At 69.7% G+C, this 19,396-nt stretch carries 13 protein-coding genes and 1 tRNA gene; 6 read left to right on the top strand and 8 right to left on the bottom strand.

What is annotated here, in order from left to right; all coding sequences use genetic code 11:
- Positions 1 to 25 precede the first annotated feature (25 nt).
- Both NUT86_RS16875 and NUT86_RS16870 read left to right on the top strand, forming a co-directional pair.
- Positions 26 to 1,417: an NAD(P)/FAD-dependent oxidoreductase gene (locus NUT86_RS16875; RefSeq protein WP_018093115.1), complete on the top strand. Its 1,392-nt coding sequence runs from the start codon at positions 26 to 28 to the stop codon at positions 1,415 to 1,417.
- 199 nt (positions 1,418 to 1,616) lie between these two features.
- Entirely contained in the window at positions 1,617 to 2,924 is a 1,308-nt protein-coding gene (locus NUT86_RS16870) for an SAM-dependent methyltransferase (protein WP_274736091.1), read from the top strand.
- 47 nt (positions 2,925 to 2,971) lie between these two features.
- Here NUT86_RS16870 and NUT86_RS16865 read toward each other — a convergent pair whose 3' ends face one another.
- Together NUT86_RS16865 and NUT86_RS16860 are read right to left on the bottom strand one after the other, a co-directional pair.
- Entirely contained in the window at positions 2,972 to 5,488 is a 2,517-nt protein-coding gene (locus tag NUT86_RS16865; RefSeq protein WP_159488049.1) for an ABC transporter permease, read from the bottom strand.
- Positions 5,489 to 5,536: 48 nt separating this feature from the next.
- The gene (locus NUT86_RS16860) at positions 5,537 to 6,319 is read right to left on the bottom strand and encodes an ABC transporter ATP-binding protein (protein WP_026170262.1); all 783 of its coding nucleotides are present in this window, start codon (positions 6,317 to 6,319) and stop codon (positions 5,537 to 5,539) included.
- A 473-nt stretch (positions 6,320 to 6,792) separates the two neighbouring features.
- Here NUT86_RS16860 and NUT86_RS16855 point away from each other — a divergent pair.
- Positions 6,793 to 6,874, top strand: a tRNA-Leu gene (locus tag NUT86_RS16855).
- Positions 6,875 to 6,962: 88 nt separating this feature from the next.
- Here the strand turns inward: NUT86_RS16855 and NUT86_RS16850 are convergent.
- Entirely contained in the window at positions 6,963 to 8,132 is a 1,170-nt protein-coding gene (locus NUT86_RS16850; RefSeq protein ID WP_159488050.1) for a glycosyltransferase, read from the bottom strand.
- The gene (locus NUT86_RS16845; RefSeq protein WP_159489358.1) at positions 8,132 to 10,978 is read right to left on the bottom strand and encodes a bifunctional glycosyltransferase/CDP-glycerol:glycerophosphate glycerophosphotransferase; all 2,847 of its coding nucleotides are present in this window, start codon (positions 10,976 to 10,978) and stop codon (positions 8,132 to 8,134) included. Before NUT86_RS16845 ends, NUT86_RS16850 begins: the two co-directional genes overlap by 1 nt.
- A gap of 660 nt (positions 10,979 to 11,638) precedes the next feature.
- On the opposite strand from NUT86_RS16845, the gene NUT86_RS16840 reads away from it, so the two are divergent.
- Positions 11,639 to 12,526, top strand: a complete 888-nt coding sequence (locus NUT86_RS16840; protein ID WP_018093121.1) for a Bax inhibitor-1/YccA family protein — start codon at positions 11,639 to 11,641, stop codon at positions 12,524 to 12,526.
- 144 nt (positions 12,527 to 12,670) lie between these two features.
- On the opposite strand, the gene NUT86_RS16835 is transcribed toward NUT86_RS16840, so the two are convergent.
- Complete coding sequence (locus NUT86_RS16835) at positions 12,671 to 12,898, bottom strand: DUF4287 domain-containing protein (protein ID WP_018093122.1); 228 nt, start codon at positions 12,896 to 12,898, stop codon at positions 12,671 to 12,673.
- A 98-nt stretch (positions 12,899 to 12,996) separates the two neighbouring features.
- Between NUT86_RS16835 and NUT86_RS16830 the strand changes: the two genes are divergently transcribed.
- Complete coding sequence (locus tag NUT86_RS16830) at positions 12,997 to 13,356, top strand: hypothetical protein (RefSeq protein ID WP_274736086.1); 360 nt, start codon at positions 12,997 to 12,999, stop codon at positions 13,354 to 13,356.
- Positions 13,357 to 13,382: 26 nt separating this feature from the next.
- Here the strand turns inward: NUT86_RS16830 and NUT86_RS16825 are convergent, their stop codons facing one another.
- From NUT86_RS16825 to NUT86_RS16815, 3 genes are all read right to left on the bottom strand, one after another.
- Positions 13,383 to 14,336: a hypothetical protein gene (locus NUT86_RS16825; protein ID WP_159488052.1), complete on the bottom strand. Its 954-nt coding sequence runs from the start codon at positions 14,334 to 14,336 to the stop codon at positions 13,383 to 13,385.
- A 706-nt stretch (positions 14,337 to 15,042) separates the two neighbouring features.
- A complete protein-coding gene (locus NUT86_RS16820) occupies positions 15,043 to 16,263 on the bottom strand; it encodes an acetyl-CoA C-acetyltransferase (RefSeq protein WP_018093125.1) in 1,221 nt (406 codons plus the stop codon).
- A 204-nt stretch (positions 16,264 to 16,467) separates the two neighbouring features.
- Positions 16,468 to 17,481, bottom strand: a complete 1,014-nt coding sequence (locus NUT86_RS16815; protein WP_109890219.1) for an SGNH/GDSL hydrolase family protein — start codon at positions 17,479 to 17,481, stop codon at positions 16,468 to 16,470.
- A 197-nt stretch (positions 17,482 to 17,678) separates the two neighbouring features.
- Here NUT86_RS16815 and NUT86_RS16810 point away from each other — a divergent pair, with 197 nt between their 5' ends.
- Positions 17,679 to 19,067 carry a cystathionine beta-synthase gene (locus tag NUT86_RS16810; RefSeq protein WP_026170264.1) on the top strand — a complete coding sequence of 463 codons (1,389 nt, stop codon included), beginning with the start codon at positions 17,679 to 17,681 and terminating at the stop codon, positions 19,065 to 19,067.
- Positions 19,068 to 19,396: the final 329 nt, after the last annotated feature.

The following is a 19,396-nucleotide window of genomic DNA, read 5'->3' as shown; positions in this document are numbered from 1 at the left end:
CATGTGGGGGTGGATACTCGATTGCATGAGCACCACGGAGCGTCCCAGGATCCTCGTTGTAGGCGGTGGGTACGTAGGCCTGTACGCGGCACGCCGCATCCTCAAGCAGATGCGGTACGGCGAGGCGACCGTCACGGTCGTCGACCCGCGCTCGTACATGACGTACCAGCCCTTCCTTCCCGAAGCTGCAGCCGGCAGCATCTCCCCCCGCCACGTCGTGGTTCCGCTACGACGCGTGCTCCCCAAGGCGGAGGTTCTCACCGGCCGGGTCACCACCATCGATCAGGACCGCAAGGTCGCCACGATCGCCCCGCTGGTCGGCGAGGCGTACGAGCTGCCCTTCGACTACCTGGTCATCGCGATGGGCGCGGTCTCCCGTACCTTCCCGATTCCCGGCCTGGCCGAGAACGGCATCGGCATGAAGGGCGTGGAAGAGGCCATCGGCCTGCGCAACCACGTGCTGGAGCAGCTGGACAAGGCCGACTCCACGACTGACGAGGACGTCCGCCGCAAGGCGCTCACCTTCGTCTTCGTCGGCGGTGGCTTCGCGGGTGCGGAGACCATCGGTGAGGTCGAGGACATGGCCCGCGACGCCGCGAAGTACTACAACAACGTGAAGCGCGAGGACATGCGCTTCCTGCTGGTCGACGTCGCCGACAAGATCCTCCCCGAGGTCGGCCCGAAGCTCGGTGCCTACGGCAAGGAGCACCTCGAGGGCCGCGGTGTCGAGGTCTACCTCAAGACCGGCATGGACTCCTGCGTCGACGGCCACGTGAAGCTCAACAACGGCCTCGAGGTCGACTCCAACACCATCGTGTGGACCGCGGGCGTCAAGCCGAACCCGGCGCTGGCCCGCTTCGGTCTGCCGCTCGGCCCGCGCGGCCATGTCGACACCGGCGCCACCCTGCAGGTGCAGGGCACCGACTACATCTGGGCCGCCGGCGACAACGCCCAGGTCCCGGACATGGTCGGCCGCAAGAACGGCAACGAGAACGCCTGGTGCCCGCCGAACGCGCAGCACGCGCTGCGGCAGGCCAAGGTCCTCGGCGACAACGTGCTCTCCGGTATGCGGGGCTTCCCGCAGAAGGAGTACAGCCACGCCAACAAGGGTGCGGTCGCCGGTCTGGGCCTGCACAAGGGCGTCGCGATGATCGTCATGGGCAAGATGAAGATCAAGCTCAAGGGCCGTCTCGCCTGGTACATGCACCGCGCGTACCACGGCATGGCGATGCCGACGTTCAACCGCAAGATCCGGGTCTTCGCCGACTGGACGCTGGCGATGTTCCTCAAGCGCGAGGTCGTCTCGCTCGGCGCCATGGAGAACCCCCGCGAGGAGTTCTACGAGGCCGCCAAGCCGGCGCCGGCCCCGCCGACCGCCGCCGAGGCCGGGGACAAGACCAAGGCCAAGGCTTCCTGAATTCCCGGTCGGCTACTCCGACCAGCCCGAAGGGCGTCCGCCATCCGTGGGGCGGGCGCCCTTTGGCGTGTCCGCTCTGGCGAAAACCGGGCGGTGTGCGGTTCTCTTACGTGTGAACGGGACTAACTGGGCGCCCCATTGGCGTTTACGTGGTGGGTGAAGCTTCTTTGCCCGACTCGTCAACACGGAGGTGTGCGACATGGCCGACGCCGCTGGACGGCTCACCAAGCTCGCCGAGGAGGTGCTGGGAGCACCGCTTCCGGTGCGCATCCGCGCCTGGGACCGCAGCGAGTCCGGCCCGCCGGGGGCACCCACACTCGTCATCCGCCATCGCCGGGCGCTGCGCCGGCTGCTGTTCAAGCCGGGCGAACTCGGCCTGGCCCGCGCCTGGGTCGCCGGCGACCTCGACATCGAGGGCGATCTCTACGAAGCGCTCGACCAGCTCGCGGGGCTGATCTGGGAGCGCGACGACGCCCCCAAGCCGCAGCGCGCCGCCGTGCTCCGCGCCCTGGCCCGCCCGGAGATCCGCGCCGCCGCCCGGGAACTGCTGAGTCTGGCCGGCGCCCCGGTCCCGCCGACCCCGCCCGCGGAAGAGGTCAGACGCCGCCGCGGTCCGCTGCACACCCTGCGCCGCGACAAGGAAGCCATCAGCCACCACTACGACGTCGGCAACGACTTCTACGCCCTGGTGCTCGGCCCGTCCATGGTCTACTCCTGCGCCTACTGGGAGAGCCCCGAGGCCACCCTGGAGGACGCCCAGCGCGACAAGCTCGACCTGATCTGCCGCAAGCTCGGCCTCCAGGAGGGCCGGCGGCTGCTCGACGTGGGCTGCGGCTGGGGCTCGATGGTGCTGCACGCCGCCCGCGAGTACGGCGTACGGGCGGTCGGCATCACCCTCTCCGAGGAGCAGGCCACCTTCGCCCGCAAGCGCATCGCCGAGGCCGGGCTCGCCGACCGGATCGAGATCCGGGTGCAGGACTACCGCGAGATCAAGGACGAGCCGTTCGACGCGATCTCCTCGATCGGGATGGCCGAGCATGTCGGCCGGACGCAGTACGCGGAGTACGCCGACGCCCTCTACTCCCTCCTGAAGCCCGGCGGGCGGCTGCTCAACCACCAGATCGCCCGGCGGCCGCTCGCGGACGAGGAGGCGTACCACGTCGATGAGTTCATCGACCGGTATGTCTTCCCGGACGGTGAGCTGGCGCCGATCGGCCGGACCGTCGGCCAGCTGGAGGACGCCGGGTTCGAGGTGCGGGACGTGGAGGCGATCCGGGAGCACTACGCGCTGACGCTGCGGAGCTGGGTCACCAATCTGGAGCGCCACTGGGACGAGGCGGCGCGCCTGACCTCCGCGGGCCGGGCCCGGGTGTGGCGGCTCTACATGGCCGCGTCGGCGCTGTCCTTCGAGCGCAACCGGATAGGAGTCAACCAGGTGCTGGCGGTCCGGACACCGGAGGGCGGGGCATCCGGGGTGTCGCTGCGGGAGCGGACCTGGACCGGCTGACACGGCGGTGCGCCGGACCCGTCCGGGCCCGGCGCACCCACCGCGTGCTACTCCGCCTTGATGGCGGTCAGCATGTTCAGCCGCGCCGCCCGGCGGGCCGGCCACAGGGCCGCCAGTACGCCGATCAGCGCCGCCGCCGCGAAGAAGAGGCCGAGCCGTCCCCAGGGCAGCACCAGCGCGTACGTCGGCATGTCGCTGCTGATCAACGGACCGGCCGCCCAGCCGAAGAAGACGCCCAGGCCGATGCCGAGCACCCCGCCGAAGAGCGAGATCACCAGGGACTCCAGCCGCACCATCCGCTTGATACCGGGGCGGTCCAGTCCGATGGCGCGCAGCATGCCGATCTCCTGCGAGCGTTCGAAGACCGACATCGCCAGGGTGTTGATGACGCCGAGCACCGCGACGATCACGGCCATGGCGAGCAGTGCGTACAGCATGTTCAGCATCAGGGAGACCATGCCGGCGATCGCTTCGGTGACCTCCTGCTTGTCGGCGACGGAGAGCGCCGGGTTCTTGCCGAGCGCCGTGATCAGCGCGTCCTTGGTGGCATCGGTGGCGCCGTCCTTGGTCTTCACCAGCACCCGTGAATCGTCGGCCGTCTTCTCATGCGGGGCCAGTGTGGCGTTGTCCAGGATGACGCCGTTGATGAGGTCGTTGCCCTCGTAGACACCCGAGACGGTGAGCGTGCTCTTCTTGCCGTCCGCGAAGGTCACCGGGAAGCGGGAGCCGGGGTGCAGCCCCTTCTCCTCGGCGGTTTTGCTGTCCACGACCACCTGGTTTCCCTGGATCGTGCCCAGTGAGCCCTGGGTGAAGTCGAGCCGGGCGACCTTGTCGAAGTCCTTGCCGGTGACGCCGGTCAGCATCGTGTGGTCCGCGAAGGACTGGCGCAGCGGGCTGACGGCGGTGACCTCGTCCAGGGTGCGGAGCTTCTTCGCCACGTCGGGGGAGAGCGGCACGGGGCCGGCCATGGAGACCACGTAGTCGGACTTGAGCGAGGCGACGGCCTGCTTCTCGATGGCGGTCTGCACACTGGTCGCGACCACCGTCAGGCCGGTGATCAGGGTCAGTCCGACCATCAGCGCGGAGGCGGTGGCCGCCGTACGGCGCGGATTGCGGACCGAGTTCTGCCGGGCGAGGGTGCCGGCGACCCCGAAGATCCGCAGGACGGGCGCTGCCAGTGCGATCAGCGGGCGGGACAGCAGCGGCGTCAGGACGAACACGCCGATCATCAGCAGCGTCGCACCGCCTGCCAGTACCAGGTTGACGTTCTTGCCGGCGGATCCGCCGGTGCCGTAGAGCACCACGGCGACACCGGCGCCGGCGAAGAGCGCACCGATGGTGTTGCGCAGCACCAGCGATTTGGTGGTGGCGGTGGCATGCACGCTGTTCATCGCGGCGATCGGCGGGATCTTCGAGGCGCGCCGGCCCGGCAGCCAGGCGGCCAGGACGGTGACGAGGGTGCCGACAAGCAGCGAGGTCAGCACGGCCGACATGGGCACCACCAGGGGGCCTTCGGGAACGTTGCCGCTCATGCTGCCCATCAGGGCGCGCAGCCCGGCGCCGACGCCGATGCCGGCGGCAAAGCCGACGACGGAGGCGATCGCGCCGACGACGAATGCCTCGGTCAGCACCGAGCGGGTGACCTGGCGGCGGCTGGCGCCGACCGCGCGCAGCAGCGCCAGTTCCCTGGTGCGCTGGGCGACCAGCATGGTGAAGGTGTTGGCGATCAGGAAGATGCCGACGAAGAGCGCGATACCGGCGAAGACCAGCAGGTAGGTCTGCATGTCGCTGGCCCGCTTGGCGTTCATCTTGCCGAGGTCGTCGGCGAGTTGCTTGCCGGTGGTGGCCTCGACGCTGCCCTTGGGCAGCGCGGACTCGACCGCGGACTTCAGGGCGGTCTGGGAGGTGCCCGGGTCGGCCTTGATCCGGATCTGCTGGAACCCGCCGGGGGCACCCAGCAGCTTCTGGGCGGTCGGGGTGTCGAACAGGGCGAGGCTGCCGCCGGCCGCGACCCCACCGTCGTCGGTGGTGAAGATGCCGGTCAGCTTCTGCTCGTGGACCGGTCCGTTGGCGGACAGCCGTACGGTGTCGCCGACTTTGTAGCCGGCCTTGTCCGCTGTGCTGGCGTCCAGTGCGAACTCGTGCGGGCCGTGCGGGGCCGCGCCGTCGCGCATCGGGTAGCGGGCGTCCTTGCCGTCGGCGCCGGGGAAGTAGTTGCCGCCGTTGCTGGAGTTGGGGTTGCCGATCAGCGCGCCGTTCTTGTCGGCGATGCCGGTGAAGCCGGAGATGAGGCCGGTGGCGGAGGCCGCGCCGGGTACCCGGGCGGACTTGTCGAGCAGCTTCTGGTCGATGACGGGCGCCCCGGAGCCGTTGCCGGACGGCGCGTGGAGAGCCACGTCGACGTCACGGAGGTCCTGGCGGGACTGGGCCTGGGATGCCTGGGAGACGGTCTCGGTGAAGACCAGGGTGCCGGAGACGAAGGCCACGCCGAGCATCACGGCGAGGACGGTCATCAGCAGCCGGGCCTTGTGCGCAAGCACGTTGCGCAAGGCGGTTTTGAACATGAGGGGTCCTGGGGGAGAGGTCAGGTCGTACGGGGCGGCTGCTGTTGATCAGCTCGTGCGGGCCTTGGCGTCGAAGCCCTTCATGCGCTCCAGCACCGTGTCGGCGGTCGGGCCGGCCATGTCGTCGACGATCCGGCCGTCGGCGAGGAAGACCACGCGGTCCGCGTAGGAGGCGGCGACCGGGTCGTGGGTCACCATCACCACGGTCTGGCCCAGTTCGCGCACGGAGTTGCGCAGAAAGCCGAGGACCTCGGCGCCGGAGCGCGAGTCCAGGTTGCCGGTGGGCTCGTCGGCGAAGATGATCTCGGGCCGGGAGGCGAGCGCGCGGGCGACCGCGACGCGCTGCTGCTGGCCGCCGGAGAGCTGGCTGGGGCGGTGCTTGAGGCGGTCGGCCAGGCCCACGGTCTTCACCACGCGGTCCAGCCAGGCGCGGTCGGGCTTACGGCCCGCGATGTCCATGGGCAGGGTGATGTTCTCCAGGGCGGTCAGGGTCGGCAGCAGGTTGAACGCCTGGAAGATGAAACCGATCTTGTCGCGCCGGAGTTGGGTGAGCTTCTTGTCCTTCAGCCCGGTCAGCTCGATGTCGCCGATCCGGGCGGAGCCGCCGGAGATCGAGTCCAGTCCGGCCATGCAGTGCATCAGCGTCGACTTGCCGGATCCCGAGGGGCCCATGATCGCGGTGAACTGGGCCTGCCGGAACTCGACGGAGACCGCGTCCAGGGCGACCACCTGGGTCTCGCCCTGTCCGTAGACCTTGGTGAGGTCCGTGGCGCGGGCGGCCGCCGCGGTGGTGCGGGTGGCGGTGGCGACGCCGGAGTGGTTGGTGGTCACGGGAGGGTGCTCCTGTCGTACGAGGGCCATCAGTTCCGCCGCGACCCCGGGGATGCGGGCGGCGAACGGAAGGCGGACCTCTCCATCGTGGGTCAGGGCACGGGGCGAGGACGTCAACCCCTGTGACCGTCCTGGACCACCCCTGGGGCGTAGCGGGGGCGTGTGTGTCATCCCTGCGGAGGAGACGGCTCCAGATCCTGTTGCCGCGTCGGCGGCGGCCGGAAGGGCGGCCCGGCGGGGGTGAGGGTCACGCTGACGAGGCGTCGAGTTTCCGTCAATTCGGGCATGAAAATGCGCCGGGGGGCTTCCCGGCGAAGGAGGGCTTCAGGCATGTGCCGAAGGCCTGTACCGGGCGCTGATGCTCACTCAGTTGCCAATAAAATAAGACAACCTCGGGAAGAGCGGCCGATCTGCGTCGTGCGCTGCGGGCTACGCTCGTGCTGCCCTCTTTGAGGTGGCATGGGGGATCCCAGGCCCGGATGGTGGAATGCAGACACGGCGAGCTTAAACCTCGCTGGCCTACGGGCCGTGCCGGTTCAAGTCCGGCTCCGGGCACTCCGCACACAGCGGAGCTTAACTGAATTTTCAACGAGAAGGGCCGCCGGGAAAGCCGGCGGCCCTTCTCGCATTGTGAGTTGCCGGCTCAGCGCTCCACGAGCGCGAACAAGCTCTCCCAGCGGCCGACAATCTCCTCCGTGGAGAACCGCTGGATGTTCTCCCGGGCCGCTTCGCCCATCGTGTCCCGGAGCTCCTTGTCGGACATCAGGGCGTCGAGATGCCGGGCGAATTCGGTGATATTGCCCGGCGGGGCGAGGAATCCGTCCACGCCGTCGGTGATGATCTCGTGGACGCCCGGCGCCACATCGAACGCCACACACGGCACAGCGGTCGCCATCGCCTCCATGGGCGCCAGCGGGAAGCCCTCACCGCGCGAACTGAGCGCGAATACCGCGCTCTCCCGCAGCGCGCCGGGCACATCAGAGGTCCGGCCCATCCACGCGACCGTGGCGGTGATGCCCAGCTCAGCGGCCTGCTTGCGCAGCGCCTCCTCTTCCTCGCCGGAGCCGTAGACCCGCAGCGTCCAGTCGGGGTGCCGCGGGGAGACCTTGGCCCAGGCCTCCAACAGCAGGTCCACGCCCTTCTCTTCGTGCAGCCGGCCGATGCTGGCCACGTAGGAGCGGGAGCGGTCCGAGGGCACCTCGGGGAAGAAGGGCAGCGGGTTCGGCATGAAGCCGACGTTGTCCATCCGCTGCCGGATCCAGCGGTCCGCGTCCTCCCGGGTGAGCGTCAGCATCCGGTCGACGTCCCGGTAAAACCGCTTGACCCGGGCGAACCGGGAGGACTTGCGGCAGGTGTCGAAGGATTCATGGCTCATACCGATCACCGTCAGACCCGCGGTGTCGGCCAGCGCGACCCACTCCATGGCCCATACCTGAGTGACGATCACCACACCGCCCGGCTTCGCCGCCCGGAACAGTGCGCTCAACTTGGCCGCCTGCTCGCGCATCCCGGCCTCCCGGGCCGCCCGGCGGCGCTGCTCGACGAGGTTGAGCTTGTCCTTGAGGCCGCGCACGGGGGCGATGGACGGCGGGTGTTCGGCGTACAGCGTGGTGGTCCCGAACGGCGCGTCGGGGGCCAGCTCCTGGACCCGCCCCTCGGGAGGCGGCACCACGCCGACGAGGTGCACCCGGTGGCCCCGCTCGCTGAACAGCCGCGCCATCTGGTGCGACCAACTGGTGATGCCACCCAGCTCGTTGACGCTGTTGGACACGAAGAAGATGTCCCGCGGCTCGGCTGCGTTCGACTTGGTCATCAACGGCTCCACTGCGCAAAAAACTGATCGACGATGCTCCGGGCGGCGTCGCCCCGGTCGTATTCGCCGAACTTGGCGACGAATTCCTTGCGGCGCTGTGCGTATTCCAGCGTCTGCGACTCGAACGACTTGATCGTCTCGTGGAAATCGTCCTCGTTACGGACCACCGGGCCCGGTGCATGCTCCAGCAGATCGAAGTAGGTGCCGCGGCCCTCGTGCACATACGCGTCGTAGTCGTAGGTGAAGAACACCAGCGGACGGTCGAGCAGCGCATAGTCGAACATCACTGACGAATAGTCGGTGATCAGCCCGTCGGCCAGCTCCAGCAGGGGCGTCACATCGTGGCGCGCCGATACGTCGATGACCCGGCCCTGCACGGTCGGTGGCAGCACCACATGATTGAGGTAGTGCGAACGCACCAGGAGGACATAGCGGTCGCCGAACTGATCGGCGAAACGCTCCACGTCGAAGGGCAATTCGAAGCGCCCGTGCCGGCCGCCCGCCTTGCGGAACGTCGGTGCGTAAAGCAGCACGGTCCGGTCCTCGGGAATGCCCAACTCCGCGGCAAGCGGCCCGCGTTCACGCACTCCGCGCTCGGCCTCCCGCTGCCGGGCGCGCACCAGCGCGTCATTGCGCGGGTAGCCCACCCGCAGCAGCGTCTTCTCCTGGAGCCGGAAAGCCTTGGCCAGAGTGCGCACATCGTGCTCGGAGCGGACCAGGAAACGGTCGAAGCGGTCCAGCGAACGCTGCTGTTCCGCCTGCTGCTGCCGGGTCTGCGCCTTCAGCGCCGGCTGGTCGAAGCCCATGTTCTTCAGCGCCGAGCCGTGCCAGGTCTGGAGGTAGGTGGTCTCCGGGCGCTTGGTGAGCTTGAGCGGGTAGCTCTGGTTGTCCACCCAGAACTCCGCCTGCGCCAGCGCCTTGAGGTAGGGCAGCGACCAGCGCCGTACGAGGGTGACGTCCTTCGGGAAGTCCTTCGGGGACCCGGAGTACGACCAGATCGCCTCGAAGTCCAGGCCCTGCCGGCGCATCTCCTCGTAGAGGGCGCGGGGACTGTCGCTGTACTGCTTGCCCAGGTGGCTTTCGAAGACCACCGTGCGCTTCTTGACCGGCAGCCGGCAGAACACCTCGTGGTAGGCGCGGAGTTTGTTGTCGCCGGAGGTGACCTTCTTGCGCAGCGCCTTCGCCTTGCGGTAGCCGGTCTTGGCCAGCGTCCCCGGCTTGCCGCGCACTCCGCGGGTGATCAGCTCCTGTACGCGCTCGGCGCTGTGGCCCTCGCTGACCAGGCGGAACGCCAGATGGCCCTTGGCCGAGACATGCGGTTCGAGATGGTCGGCGACCATCCGCGTCAGCCGCGGGCGCACCGGCAGCGGCTCGGACAGGCCGGTGTCGGCGACGGTGAGCCGGGTCGTGGTGCGCACCCCGTCCACATCCAGGCGCAGCCGTACGTCCCAGATGGTGTCGACGATGCCCAGCGGGCGCAGCTTCGCGGTGAGGTCCGCGGCGGCCTCCCAGTGGAGGGTGTCGCCGTCGTGGCGCAGCTCGTGCACCGGGAAGCGGAAGGACTGCAGACTGCGCCGGCGGGCACTGAACTCCAGCTCGCCCTTGAGGCGGGCGCCGGGCGGGACGACGCCGAGCGGATTGGTGATGCGGCCGGCCAGCGAGACCGTCCTGCCGGACGAGCGGAAGCCGGTGAGCTGATTGCGCAGGAACAGCTGGTTGACCGGCTTCTCGTGGTAGCCGATGTCGGTCACGTCCAGCAGCTCGCGCCCGAACGGATCGTCGAAATGGCCGTCGCACCAGTAGATCCGGCCGTCGTGCTCGGCGAGCGGTGAGGAGACCTTGTCGCGGTTGATGAGGGTGTCGACCGCCGGGATCAGGTTGTCCCAGTCACCCTGCTGGAGCAGGTAGGCGCAGATGGCCTGTATCGGCTGGACCCGGTCGTACGCCTCGGGGGCGATGCTTTCGAGATATTCCCGGGAGAGTTCGGAGAACTCCTGGCGATAGGAATCGTCGCGGAACGGCAGGTCCCGCAGATGCAGCACCAGATCGTGCTTGAGGAATTTCACGTCCTTGGCGAGCTTCAGCTCGTCCAGCCCGCGCTCCGCCAGCAATGCGTCGATGCGGCGGTGGATCTCCAGCCGGTGCGTATAGTTGGTCATTTCGTGGCGCCGGTTCGTCACCGACTTCACGGCGGCCCGTTCATATACGTGCCAGAAATAGACCTGATTGGGGATCAGGGTGATGCGCTCCGCCGCGAGATAGGCATCGGCGATAAACATCAGGTCCTCGTAGAACATCCCCTTGGGGAATCGGAGATTGTTCTCGATGAGGAAATCGCGGCGATAGCACTTGTTGGTGGACAGGGTGTCCCAGACGAACAGGTCCGGCAATTCCGTGACGGATTCCAGAGTGCGGGTCGTGGAATACAGCCAGGAGTACCACTCGTCGCGCTTCTGGTTGCGGGTGTCCTTGTGCAGCCGGACGCACAGACCGGAAACGATATCCGATCCGGATTCCTCGGCGGCTTCCAGCATATTGCGGCACGCATTGATTTCCAGGACGTCATCGCTGTCCAGGAACATGACGTAGCGGCCCTCGGTGTGCTGGATGCCGACGTTCCGCGGCTCGCCTCCCGCACCGCTGTTCTCCGGCAGCTGGAAGGCTCTGACCCGCCCGGGGTGGTCGGCCGCGAGCCGCTGCGCCACTTCGAAAGAACGGTCGGTGCTGCAGTCGTCGACGATCACCACCTCGACGTCCCGGAGCGTTTGATCCAGCACGGACTGGACCGCGGTCGGCAACCGGTCGGCGTCGTTGTAGACGATGACGACTACTGAGACGTCAGGCACAGGCACCTCAACCCTCTTTCGCTGCTGTTTCCCGCCAGAATAGCCCTATCTGTACCCTCGGATTACAACCGATCGCGCCCATAGCGCTACGGACGGTGAGCCACGGGAGCATCGAGATGGGGCACTCCGGGGTTCGGATCTTGACCATGCGTCAGCCCTGCAGATCCACCCACCAGGGCAAGCTCCGGCCGGCAGGGAAGACGGACCCTCCCGCGAATCGGTTGCCTGCCGCGTCCGGTGACGTCCGTTGCGATCAGACATTTATCGGATTCCGTCCGGGCGGCAGCGGGAAGGAGCCCCGGGCGGAGCAGAAGGAAAATCCCGGTTCGAGTACGACGGCACCGCCCGTCGACCACGGACGACGACAACGGACGATGACAAGAGGGCGGCAAGAAGGCGGCAAGACGGTGCCAAGAGATCGAATACCCAAAATGCCCGGGACCGGGCGGCGGGACGGTGTGGCAACGGAAGGGCGGGTCGGCGGCGCAACGCGGTCCCGTCCCCGCTCCGGGCACGTCTCCGGCGTCCCGTACGTCCTCCTCATGGCGGATGTGCCGTCCCGGGTTCAGGGAAAGATCCTGCTCAAGAACTAGCGACGCGCCTTTGCCAAGCCATTACGCTTGCCGTCAAGGCCGCGCAGGGCGGCCATGGAGGAGTGAGATGAGGAGCAGCAACCCGGTCTTCTCACGACGGGGGTTCAGCCGCGACACCGGCTACGCGGGCTTCAACGCGCCGCCGCAGGCCGGGGGCCCCGCCGCGAACCCGTACGCCGGAGCGAACCCTTACGCGCAGGGCGGCAACCCCTACGCGCAGGACGCGACCAACCCGTACGCCCAGGGCCAGCAGGACGTCACCCAGGCACCGCCGCAGTACACGCCGCAGACCCGCCCGATGACGATGGACGATGTCGTCGCGCGTACGGGCATGACGCTGGGCACGGTCATCGCGGGTGCCACCGTCGGCTGGCTGTTCCTGACCCAGAGCCTCGGCTTCGCCATCGGGGCCGGTCTGGTCGCGATGGTGCTGGCGCTGGTCCAGTCCTTCAAGCGGAAGCCGTCGCCCGCGCTGATCCTGGCGTACGCGGCGCTCGAGGGCCTCTTCCTCGGCGCGCTGAGCGGCTTCATCAACGACCTGCCGAAGATGAACGGCGCCCCCATGCAGGCGGTGCTGGGCACGATGGCGGTGTTCGTCGCCATGCTGGTCGCCTACAAGACGCGGATCGTGCGGGTCACCGCCCGCTTCACCCGCTTCGTGATGATCGCGGCAATGGGCTTCGTCCTGCTGTCACTGGTCAATGTGCTGTTCATGGTGTTCGGCGGCGGTGAGGGCCTCGGCTTCCGCAGCGGCGGTCTGGGCATCGTCTTCGGCATCGTCGGCGTGGTCCTCGGCGCGCTCTTCCTGGCGCTGGACTTCAAGCAGGTCGAGGACGGCATCGCCTACGGCGCTCCGCGTGAGGAGTCCTGGCTGGCGGCGTTCGGTCTGACGCTGACCCTGGTGTGGATCTACATGGAGATGCTGCGGCTGATCTCGATCCTCCGGGGCGACTGACCCCCCCGGTGCCGGGCGCCTCGTGTGCCGGGCACCACCGTCGAAGGGCCCGCGGGCGAACTGCCCGCGGGCCCTTCGGCGTGAGTGGTGTCGGATGAGGTGAGTGTTCCGATCCGGACCGGCTGCCGAGCCCGGCGCCGTGGATCAGAACTTGCGCGCGGCGCGCCTGAGGTCGTATTCGTGGACGATGGCCTTGGCGTGGCCGTAGGCGAGGTTGTGCTCGCCGCGGAGCCAGCTGACTTTCTCATCGAAACGGAAGAGGGCGGGGCCCTCGTCAACGGCGCGCAGCCAGTCGGAGATTTCCCGGCCGGTGCACTGCGGGATACGGGAGAGCATGTTCCGGTGGGTCTCTTCGGAGAAGAGCTGAGACATCGGCGCCTCCGGACGCGGTCGATGCTGGTTCTTCAGCCCACCGTGCCTGAGCGTTCGGGCGTTGGCAACCACCCGGGAGTGGCGCATAGGCTCACGGCGTGCTTGACGTGACCCCCTTGCAGACCGCCGTGGACGCCCTCGCCGACCGCCTCCGCGCGCTGCCCCAGAGTCGGCTCGACCGCGGCGTAGCGGCCGAAGGGCTCGCACTGGCGCGGCAGTTGGCGACCCGGGCGCAGCTGATCGAGCGGCCGGGAGAGCCCCCGTACGAGCTGCCGGACGCCGGGACGTTCGCGGTCGGCGACCAGCTGGCGGTGGCCGGCCATGACCTTGTCGAGGCGCTGCGGGCCGCGGCGGCGCGGATGGCCGACGGGACGGCGGACTCTGACGCGAAAGTGGCCCCCGCCGACGAACTGGCGGAGGCCGTACGAGGCGTTCGGGCGGTGGCGGACCGCTGCTGAAGGGTGCCGGGCCCGCCGCGCCGCGGTCAGAGTGAGGCGATGACGCGGTCCGCGAGGATGTAGACGCTCTCCTCGCGGGTCTCGCCCCAGGAGAAGGTCAGCGCGTACGCCCCGGAGATACCGGAGCCGCCCAGCAGGACGGGGGTGCGCCCCGCGTGCAGTGCGCCGGCCACGCGCTCCGCGGTCTCGCGCTGCCCGGGGGTCAGGCAGAGCGTGGTGCCGTCGGCGAAGACATAGACGTCCAGGGTGCCCAGCGGGCCGGGGCGGACGTCCGCGAGCGGGGTGGCGTCCTGCGCCAGTTCCTCCAGACGCGCCACGGTGCGCTCATGATCACTGATCGCCGGGGACGGGGAGAAGTCCGGGTGCGAGGGGTGGCGCCGGCGCGCGGCGGCCAGCTCGGCGGACTCGGTCTCCTCGACCGGCTCCAACTCCGGCGCGTCCAGGGCTTCCAGCGCCTCCATGGACTCCAGGGACTCCATCGCCTCCAGTGCGTCCGGGCCCAGCAGCGGCTCCAGGCCGCCCAGATCCGCCTGGCGGGGCAGGAACGGCTGGGTGTCGAGCCGGTCGGACTCCGGGCGCTCGGACAGCTCGCGCTGGTCCAGCAGGCCCTCGTCACCGAGGCCGACGAGTCCGCCGAGCAGGGACGGGGCGTCGGCGGCATCCCGGGCCTCCTGCGCGGCCCAGAAGGCGCGGGCCTCGGCCAGTTCGCGCTCCCGCTCCTCGGCCAGGGCGTCCGCGACGGCGGCGCGTATGTCCGCCAGCGGGGTCTCGGCGGCCGGGACGGTGCGGGCGGCCGGGATGGCCGCGGTGGCCGGGTGCGCCGCCGTGGCGTCGGCCGGGGTGTCCTGACGGGCGGCGAGGAGCTCGGCGTGCAGCTCGGCGATCTGGTGGCGCAGGCCGCGGGCGGTGCGCAGGGCGGCGGCGCCCAGCGCCACGGCGGTGGCCGCGGCCGTCAGCAGGAAGAGGGTGGTGACGCTCATGCCGAATCCTCGCTTCGCTCGGCCCCGCATGCGCGAGGCGCGCCCCCCTCAATGGTTCGCTCGCAGAGCTCGCTCACGCCGAATCCTCGCTTCGCTCGGCCCCGCATGCGCGAGGCGCGCCCCCTTCAATGGTTCGCTCGCTGCGCTCGCTCACGCCGAAACCTCTCTCCGTTCGGTCCCGCATGCGCGAGACGCGCACCTCTCGATTCGATCGGGGCACTCGCTCATGCGTCCTCCCCACGTCGCTCGGCGGCCCTGGTCCCACGGGCCGCGCATCGGTACACGGACTGTCCCCGGCCCGGTCGGACGGGGACCCCCTTGACGCGCTCGCTCGGGATCACGCCTGGTAGCGGCTCGGTCACCGGCGTACTCCCGTTAGCAGATTGTTCTCCGACTTCCTACATCAGGCTGCCGGTGGTCGGCGACCGCACCTCGTGCCGTATGTCCCGAAATGGAGAGGAGTCAGGGGCTCGTGAGTACGGCTGCCCCCGTGCTGACCTGCAAGAACACTGCTCCCCCAGGGCGTTGGTCACAATCCTGGGGGAGATTGGGTCGCGATCTCGTTACCGAGTGGCGCAGGTCACGCCGTGTCGCCGCCCGTGTTCATTCGAGCGCGAAGGGTGTGCGCGGGGCGGAAGTTGGTCCGTTTTGCCGCGCACACCCGTGGGGTGGGGCCGGGAGGCCGGCCCTCACTCCCCGTTGCGGGTCAGCTCAGCCGCTCGATGACCATCGCCATGCCCTGGCCGCCGCCCACGCACATCGTCTCCAGGCCGAACTGCTTGTCGTGCCACTGAAGGGAGTTGATCAGGGTGGTGGTGATACGGGCACCGGTCATGCCGAAGGGGTGGCCAACGGCGATCGCGCCGCCGTTGACGTTCAGCCGGTCCAGGTCGATGCCCAAGTCCCGGTAGGAGGGGATCACCTGGGCGGCGAACGCCTCGTTGATCTCGACCAGGTCGATGTCGGAGACCGAGAGGCCGGCGCGGCGCAGGGCCTGCTTGCTGGCCTCGACCGGGCCGTAGCCCATGATCTCGGGGGAGAGGCCGGAGACGCCGGTGGAGACGATCCGGGCCAGCGGGGTCAGGCCCAGCTCGCGCGCCTTGGTGTCGGACATGATGACCAGCGCCGCGGCACCGTCGTTCAGCGGGCAGCAGTTGCCGGCGGTCACCAGGCCGTCGGGGCGGAAGACCGGCTTGAGGCCGGAGACGCCCTCGACGGTGACCCCGGCGCGCGGGCCGTCGTCCTTGGAGACGACCGTGCCGTCGGGCAGCGTGACCGGGGTGATCTCCCGCTCCCAGAAACCGTCGTTGATCGCCTTCTCGGCGAGGTTCTGGGACCGGACGCCGAACTCGTCCATGTCCTGGCGGGTGACGCCCTTGAGGCGGGCGAGGTTCTCCGCGGTCTGGCCCATGGCGATGTAGGCGTCCGGGATCAGGCCGTCCTCGCGCGGGTCGTGCCAGTCGGCGCCCTCCTGCTCGGCGCGCGCCGCGGTGCGGGCCTCGGCGTCGGCGAAGAGCGGGTTGTGGGTGTCCGGCAGGCCGTCGGAGGAGCCCTTGACGCTGCGCGAGACCGTCTCGACACCGGCCGAGATGAAGACATCGCCCTCACCGGCCTTGATGGCGTGCAGCGCCATGCGGGTCGTCTGGAGCGAGGAGGAACAGTAACGGGTGATGGTGCACCCCGGGAGGTGGTCCATCCCCATCTGGACGGCCACGATGCGGCCGAGGTTGTGGCCCTGCTCGCCGCCGGGGAGGCCGCAGCCGAGCATCAGGTCGTCGATGTCGGTGGGGTCCAGCTCGGGGACCTTGGCGAGCGCGGTTTCGATGATCTTCGCGGTCAGGTCGTCCGGCCGCAGATCCTTCAGCGAGCCCTTGAAGGCGCGGCCGATCGGGGAGCGGGCGGCTGAGACGATCACGGCTTCGGGCATCACACGGCTCCAGGTGCGCGGGAAAAGGGCGGACTGTGAGGGAAGTTACCTGCACGTACTGCTGAGGTCACGGGGTGCGTGCTGTGATGCGGGCCTCTTTTCTAAGCGGGCGCTTATGGGAACGGGGCGGGGCCGCCGGGTATTCCCGTAGGGCCCCGCCCGTTCCCGTGCGCGTCGCTCACCGCCGGGCCGCCGCCCGGTCCCTCACGGGGTGACGGACGAGGGATCCGTCGTCTCCGCCGCCGGCAGCTGACGGCGCCTGCGGTGCTTGAGCAGCGCCCAGGGGGCCCGGGAGGCGGTGACCTCCGTGCCGCCCTCGGAAGCCGCCTCGGCGGCCGCCTGCTCGACCGGCAGGATGCCCTCGCCCCGGGCGGGCTCCGGACGCTCCTCCTCCGGCCACAGGCCGAGCGAGGCGCACAGCGTCGGCAGCACGGCCATCGCGGCGGTGGCGTAGCCCTCGGCCGAGGGGTGGTAGTTGTCCGGCCCGAACAGCTCCCGTGGACGCGCCTCGAACTCGGGGCCGAGCAGATCGCCGAGGGAGACCGTACGGCCGCCGCTCTCGATCACGCCGATGGTCTGGGCGGCGGCCAGCTGCCGGGAGAGCCGCCGGGCCACCCAGCGCAGCGGCTGGTAGACCGGCTCGACGCTGCCCAGATCAGGGCAGGTGCCGACGACCACCTCGCAGCCTGCCGCGCGCAGTCTGCGCACCGCCTCGGAGAGATGGCGTACGGACTGCGCGGGCGGCATCCGGTGGGTGACGTCGTTGGCGCCGATCATGATGACGCAGACGTCCGGGACCTCGGTGCCCGCCGCCAGCATCAGCTCCACCTGGCGCTCCAGGTCGTCGGACTGCGCACCGGGCAGCGCCACGTTGCGGAAGTCGACGGGCAGCTCGGAGAGCGCGGCGAGGCCGGAGGCGAGCAGGGCGCCCGGTGTCTGGGAGGCGCGGTGCACCCCCTGGCCCGCGGCGGTGGAGTCGCCGAGGAAGCCCAGGCGCAGGGGCGGGCGGTCGGTGCGGTGGCCGAAGGCGGCGCCGTAGCGGCCGTCGGCGCACGGTGGGATGTCGCTGGAGCCGCCGACCGTACGGCGGGCCAGTCGGACCTCGGTCAGCAGCACCCCGACGGTGGCGACGCCGAGCAGCCCGACCCCGCCGCCGCCGAACGCGGCGGCGGTGGCGATCCGCCGGGCCACTCTCGCCCTGGACATCGTCATCGGCATGGGCCGGGCACCTCCCCGTGCAGCGCGGGCGCGCCACGGCCCCGCGGGCCGGACGCGCGCTTGAATCGGCAAGAACTCCTACAACAGGGTGTTGCCCGTTCCTGCACGGAACGCAACGCACCCCTCCTCTAACGGACCCGGGCAATAGGCTGGCCGCACGGGCGCAGGAGAGCGTGCCCCCGACCGCGGAGACCACCGTGCAGTTTTACGATTCGATGATTGAGCTAGTCGGCAACACCCCGCTCGTGCGGCTCAACAACGTCACTCGAGGTATCCAGGCCACCGTCCTGGCGAAGATCGAGTACTTCAACCCGGGCGGGTCGGTCAAGGACCGGATCGCCGTGCGGATGATCGAGGCCGCCGAGCAGTCGGGTGAGCTTCAGCCGGGCGGCACGATTGTCGAGCCCACCTCCGGCAACACCGGTGTGGGCCTGGCGATCGTCGCCCAGAAAAAGGGTTACAAGTGCATCTTCGTCTGCCCGGACAAGGTGTCCACGGACAAGATCAATGTGCTGCGGGCCTACGGTGCCGAGGTGGTGGTCTGCCCGACCGCCGTGGACCCCGAGCACCCGGACTCGTACTACAACGTCTCGGACCGGCTGGTGCGTGAGACGCCCGGTGCCTGGAAGCCCGACCAGTACAGCAACCCGAACAATCCGCGCTCCCACTACGAGACGACCGGTCCCGAGCTGTGGGCGCAGACGGACGGGCGGATCACCCACTTCGTGGCGGGTGTCGGCACCGGCGGCACGATCAGCGGCACCGGCCGCTATTTGAAGGACGCCAGCGACGGCAAGGTCAAGGTCATCGGCGCCGACCCGGAGGGCTCCGTCTACAGCGGCGGCTCCGGGCGCCCGTACCTGATCGAGGGCGTCGGTGAGGACTTCTGGCCGACGGCGTACGACCGTACGGTCGCGGACGAGATCGTGGCGGTCTCGGACAAGGACGCCTTCCAGATGACCCGGCGGCTGGCCAAGGAGGAGGGCCTGCTGGTCGGCGGCTCCTGCGGGATGGCCGTGGTGGGTGCGCTGGAGGTCGCCGCGAAGCTCGGCCCGGACGATGTGGTGGTCGTGCTGCTGCCGGACAGCGGCCGCGGCTATCTGTCCAAGATCTTCAACGATGAGTGGATGGCCGACTACGGCTTCCTGGAGGAGGGCGGCGCCGCCGCCCGGGTCGGCGAGGTGCTGCAGCACAAGGAGGGCGCGCTGCCCTCGCTGGTGCACATGCACCCGGAGGAGACCGTCGGCGAGGCGATCGAGGTGCTGCGCGAGTATGGCGTCTCGCAGATGCCGATCGTCAAGCCGGGCGCCGGGCACCCCGATGTGATGGCCGCCGAGGTCGTCGGCTCGGTCGTCGAGCGCGAGCTGCTGGACGCGCTGTTCACCCAGCGCGCCTCGCTGACCGACCCGCTGGAGAAGCACATGTGCCCGCCGCTGCCGCAGGTCGGCTCGGGCGAGCCGGTCGCCGATCTGATGGCGGTTCTGGAGACGGCGGACGCCGCGATCGTCCTCGTCGAGGGCAAGCCGAAGGGCGTGGTGAGCCGGCAGGACCTGCTGGCCTATCTGGCGCGCGAGGCCGGCAAGTAGCAGTGGTGCCCGGCGGCCGTCCCCCGTGGCGGCCGCCGGGTGTCGCGGCCCCGGCCCGTTCCCGTCACGGCGTCAAGTGGCCGTCAGGAAACGGGCGGTCGCCGCAAGGTGTACGTATGCGTCATGTGCCGGCAGCACGGGCTTAACACGCGTCGGGCACATTGGTCGTACGGCGACAAGGACCTCCGGAGCGGCTCCCGGACCTCCACCGTCGCCGCCCGGATGCGACGACCGGCCCTGACCCGGGCGCGCGTCCCTTGCGGGGACCGCCGTCGTCCCGCCCCCGGCTCCGGCCGGGGTGCGGCGGTCCCCGCAACATCTCCCCGCAC

Origin of the sequence: Streptomyces sp. G7(2002) (genome assembly GCF_028870195.1) — a bacterium.
GTDB classification, from domain to species: Bacteria; Actinomycetota; Actinomycetes; order Streptomycetales; family Streptomycetaceae; genus Streptomyces; species Streptomyces nigrescens.
The sequence above is the reverse complement of the archived record's forward strand: the minus strand, read 5'-3'. Positions and strand labels throughout refer to the sequence as shown.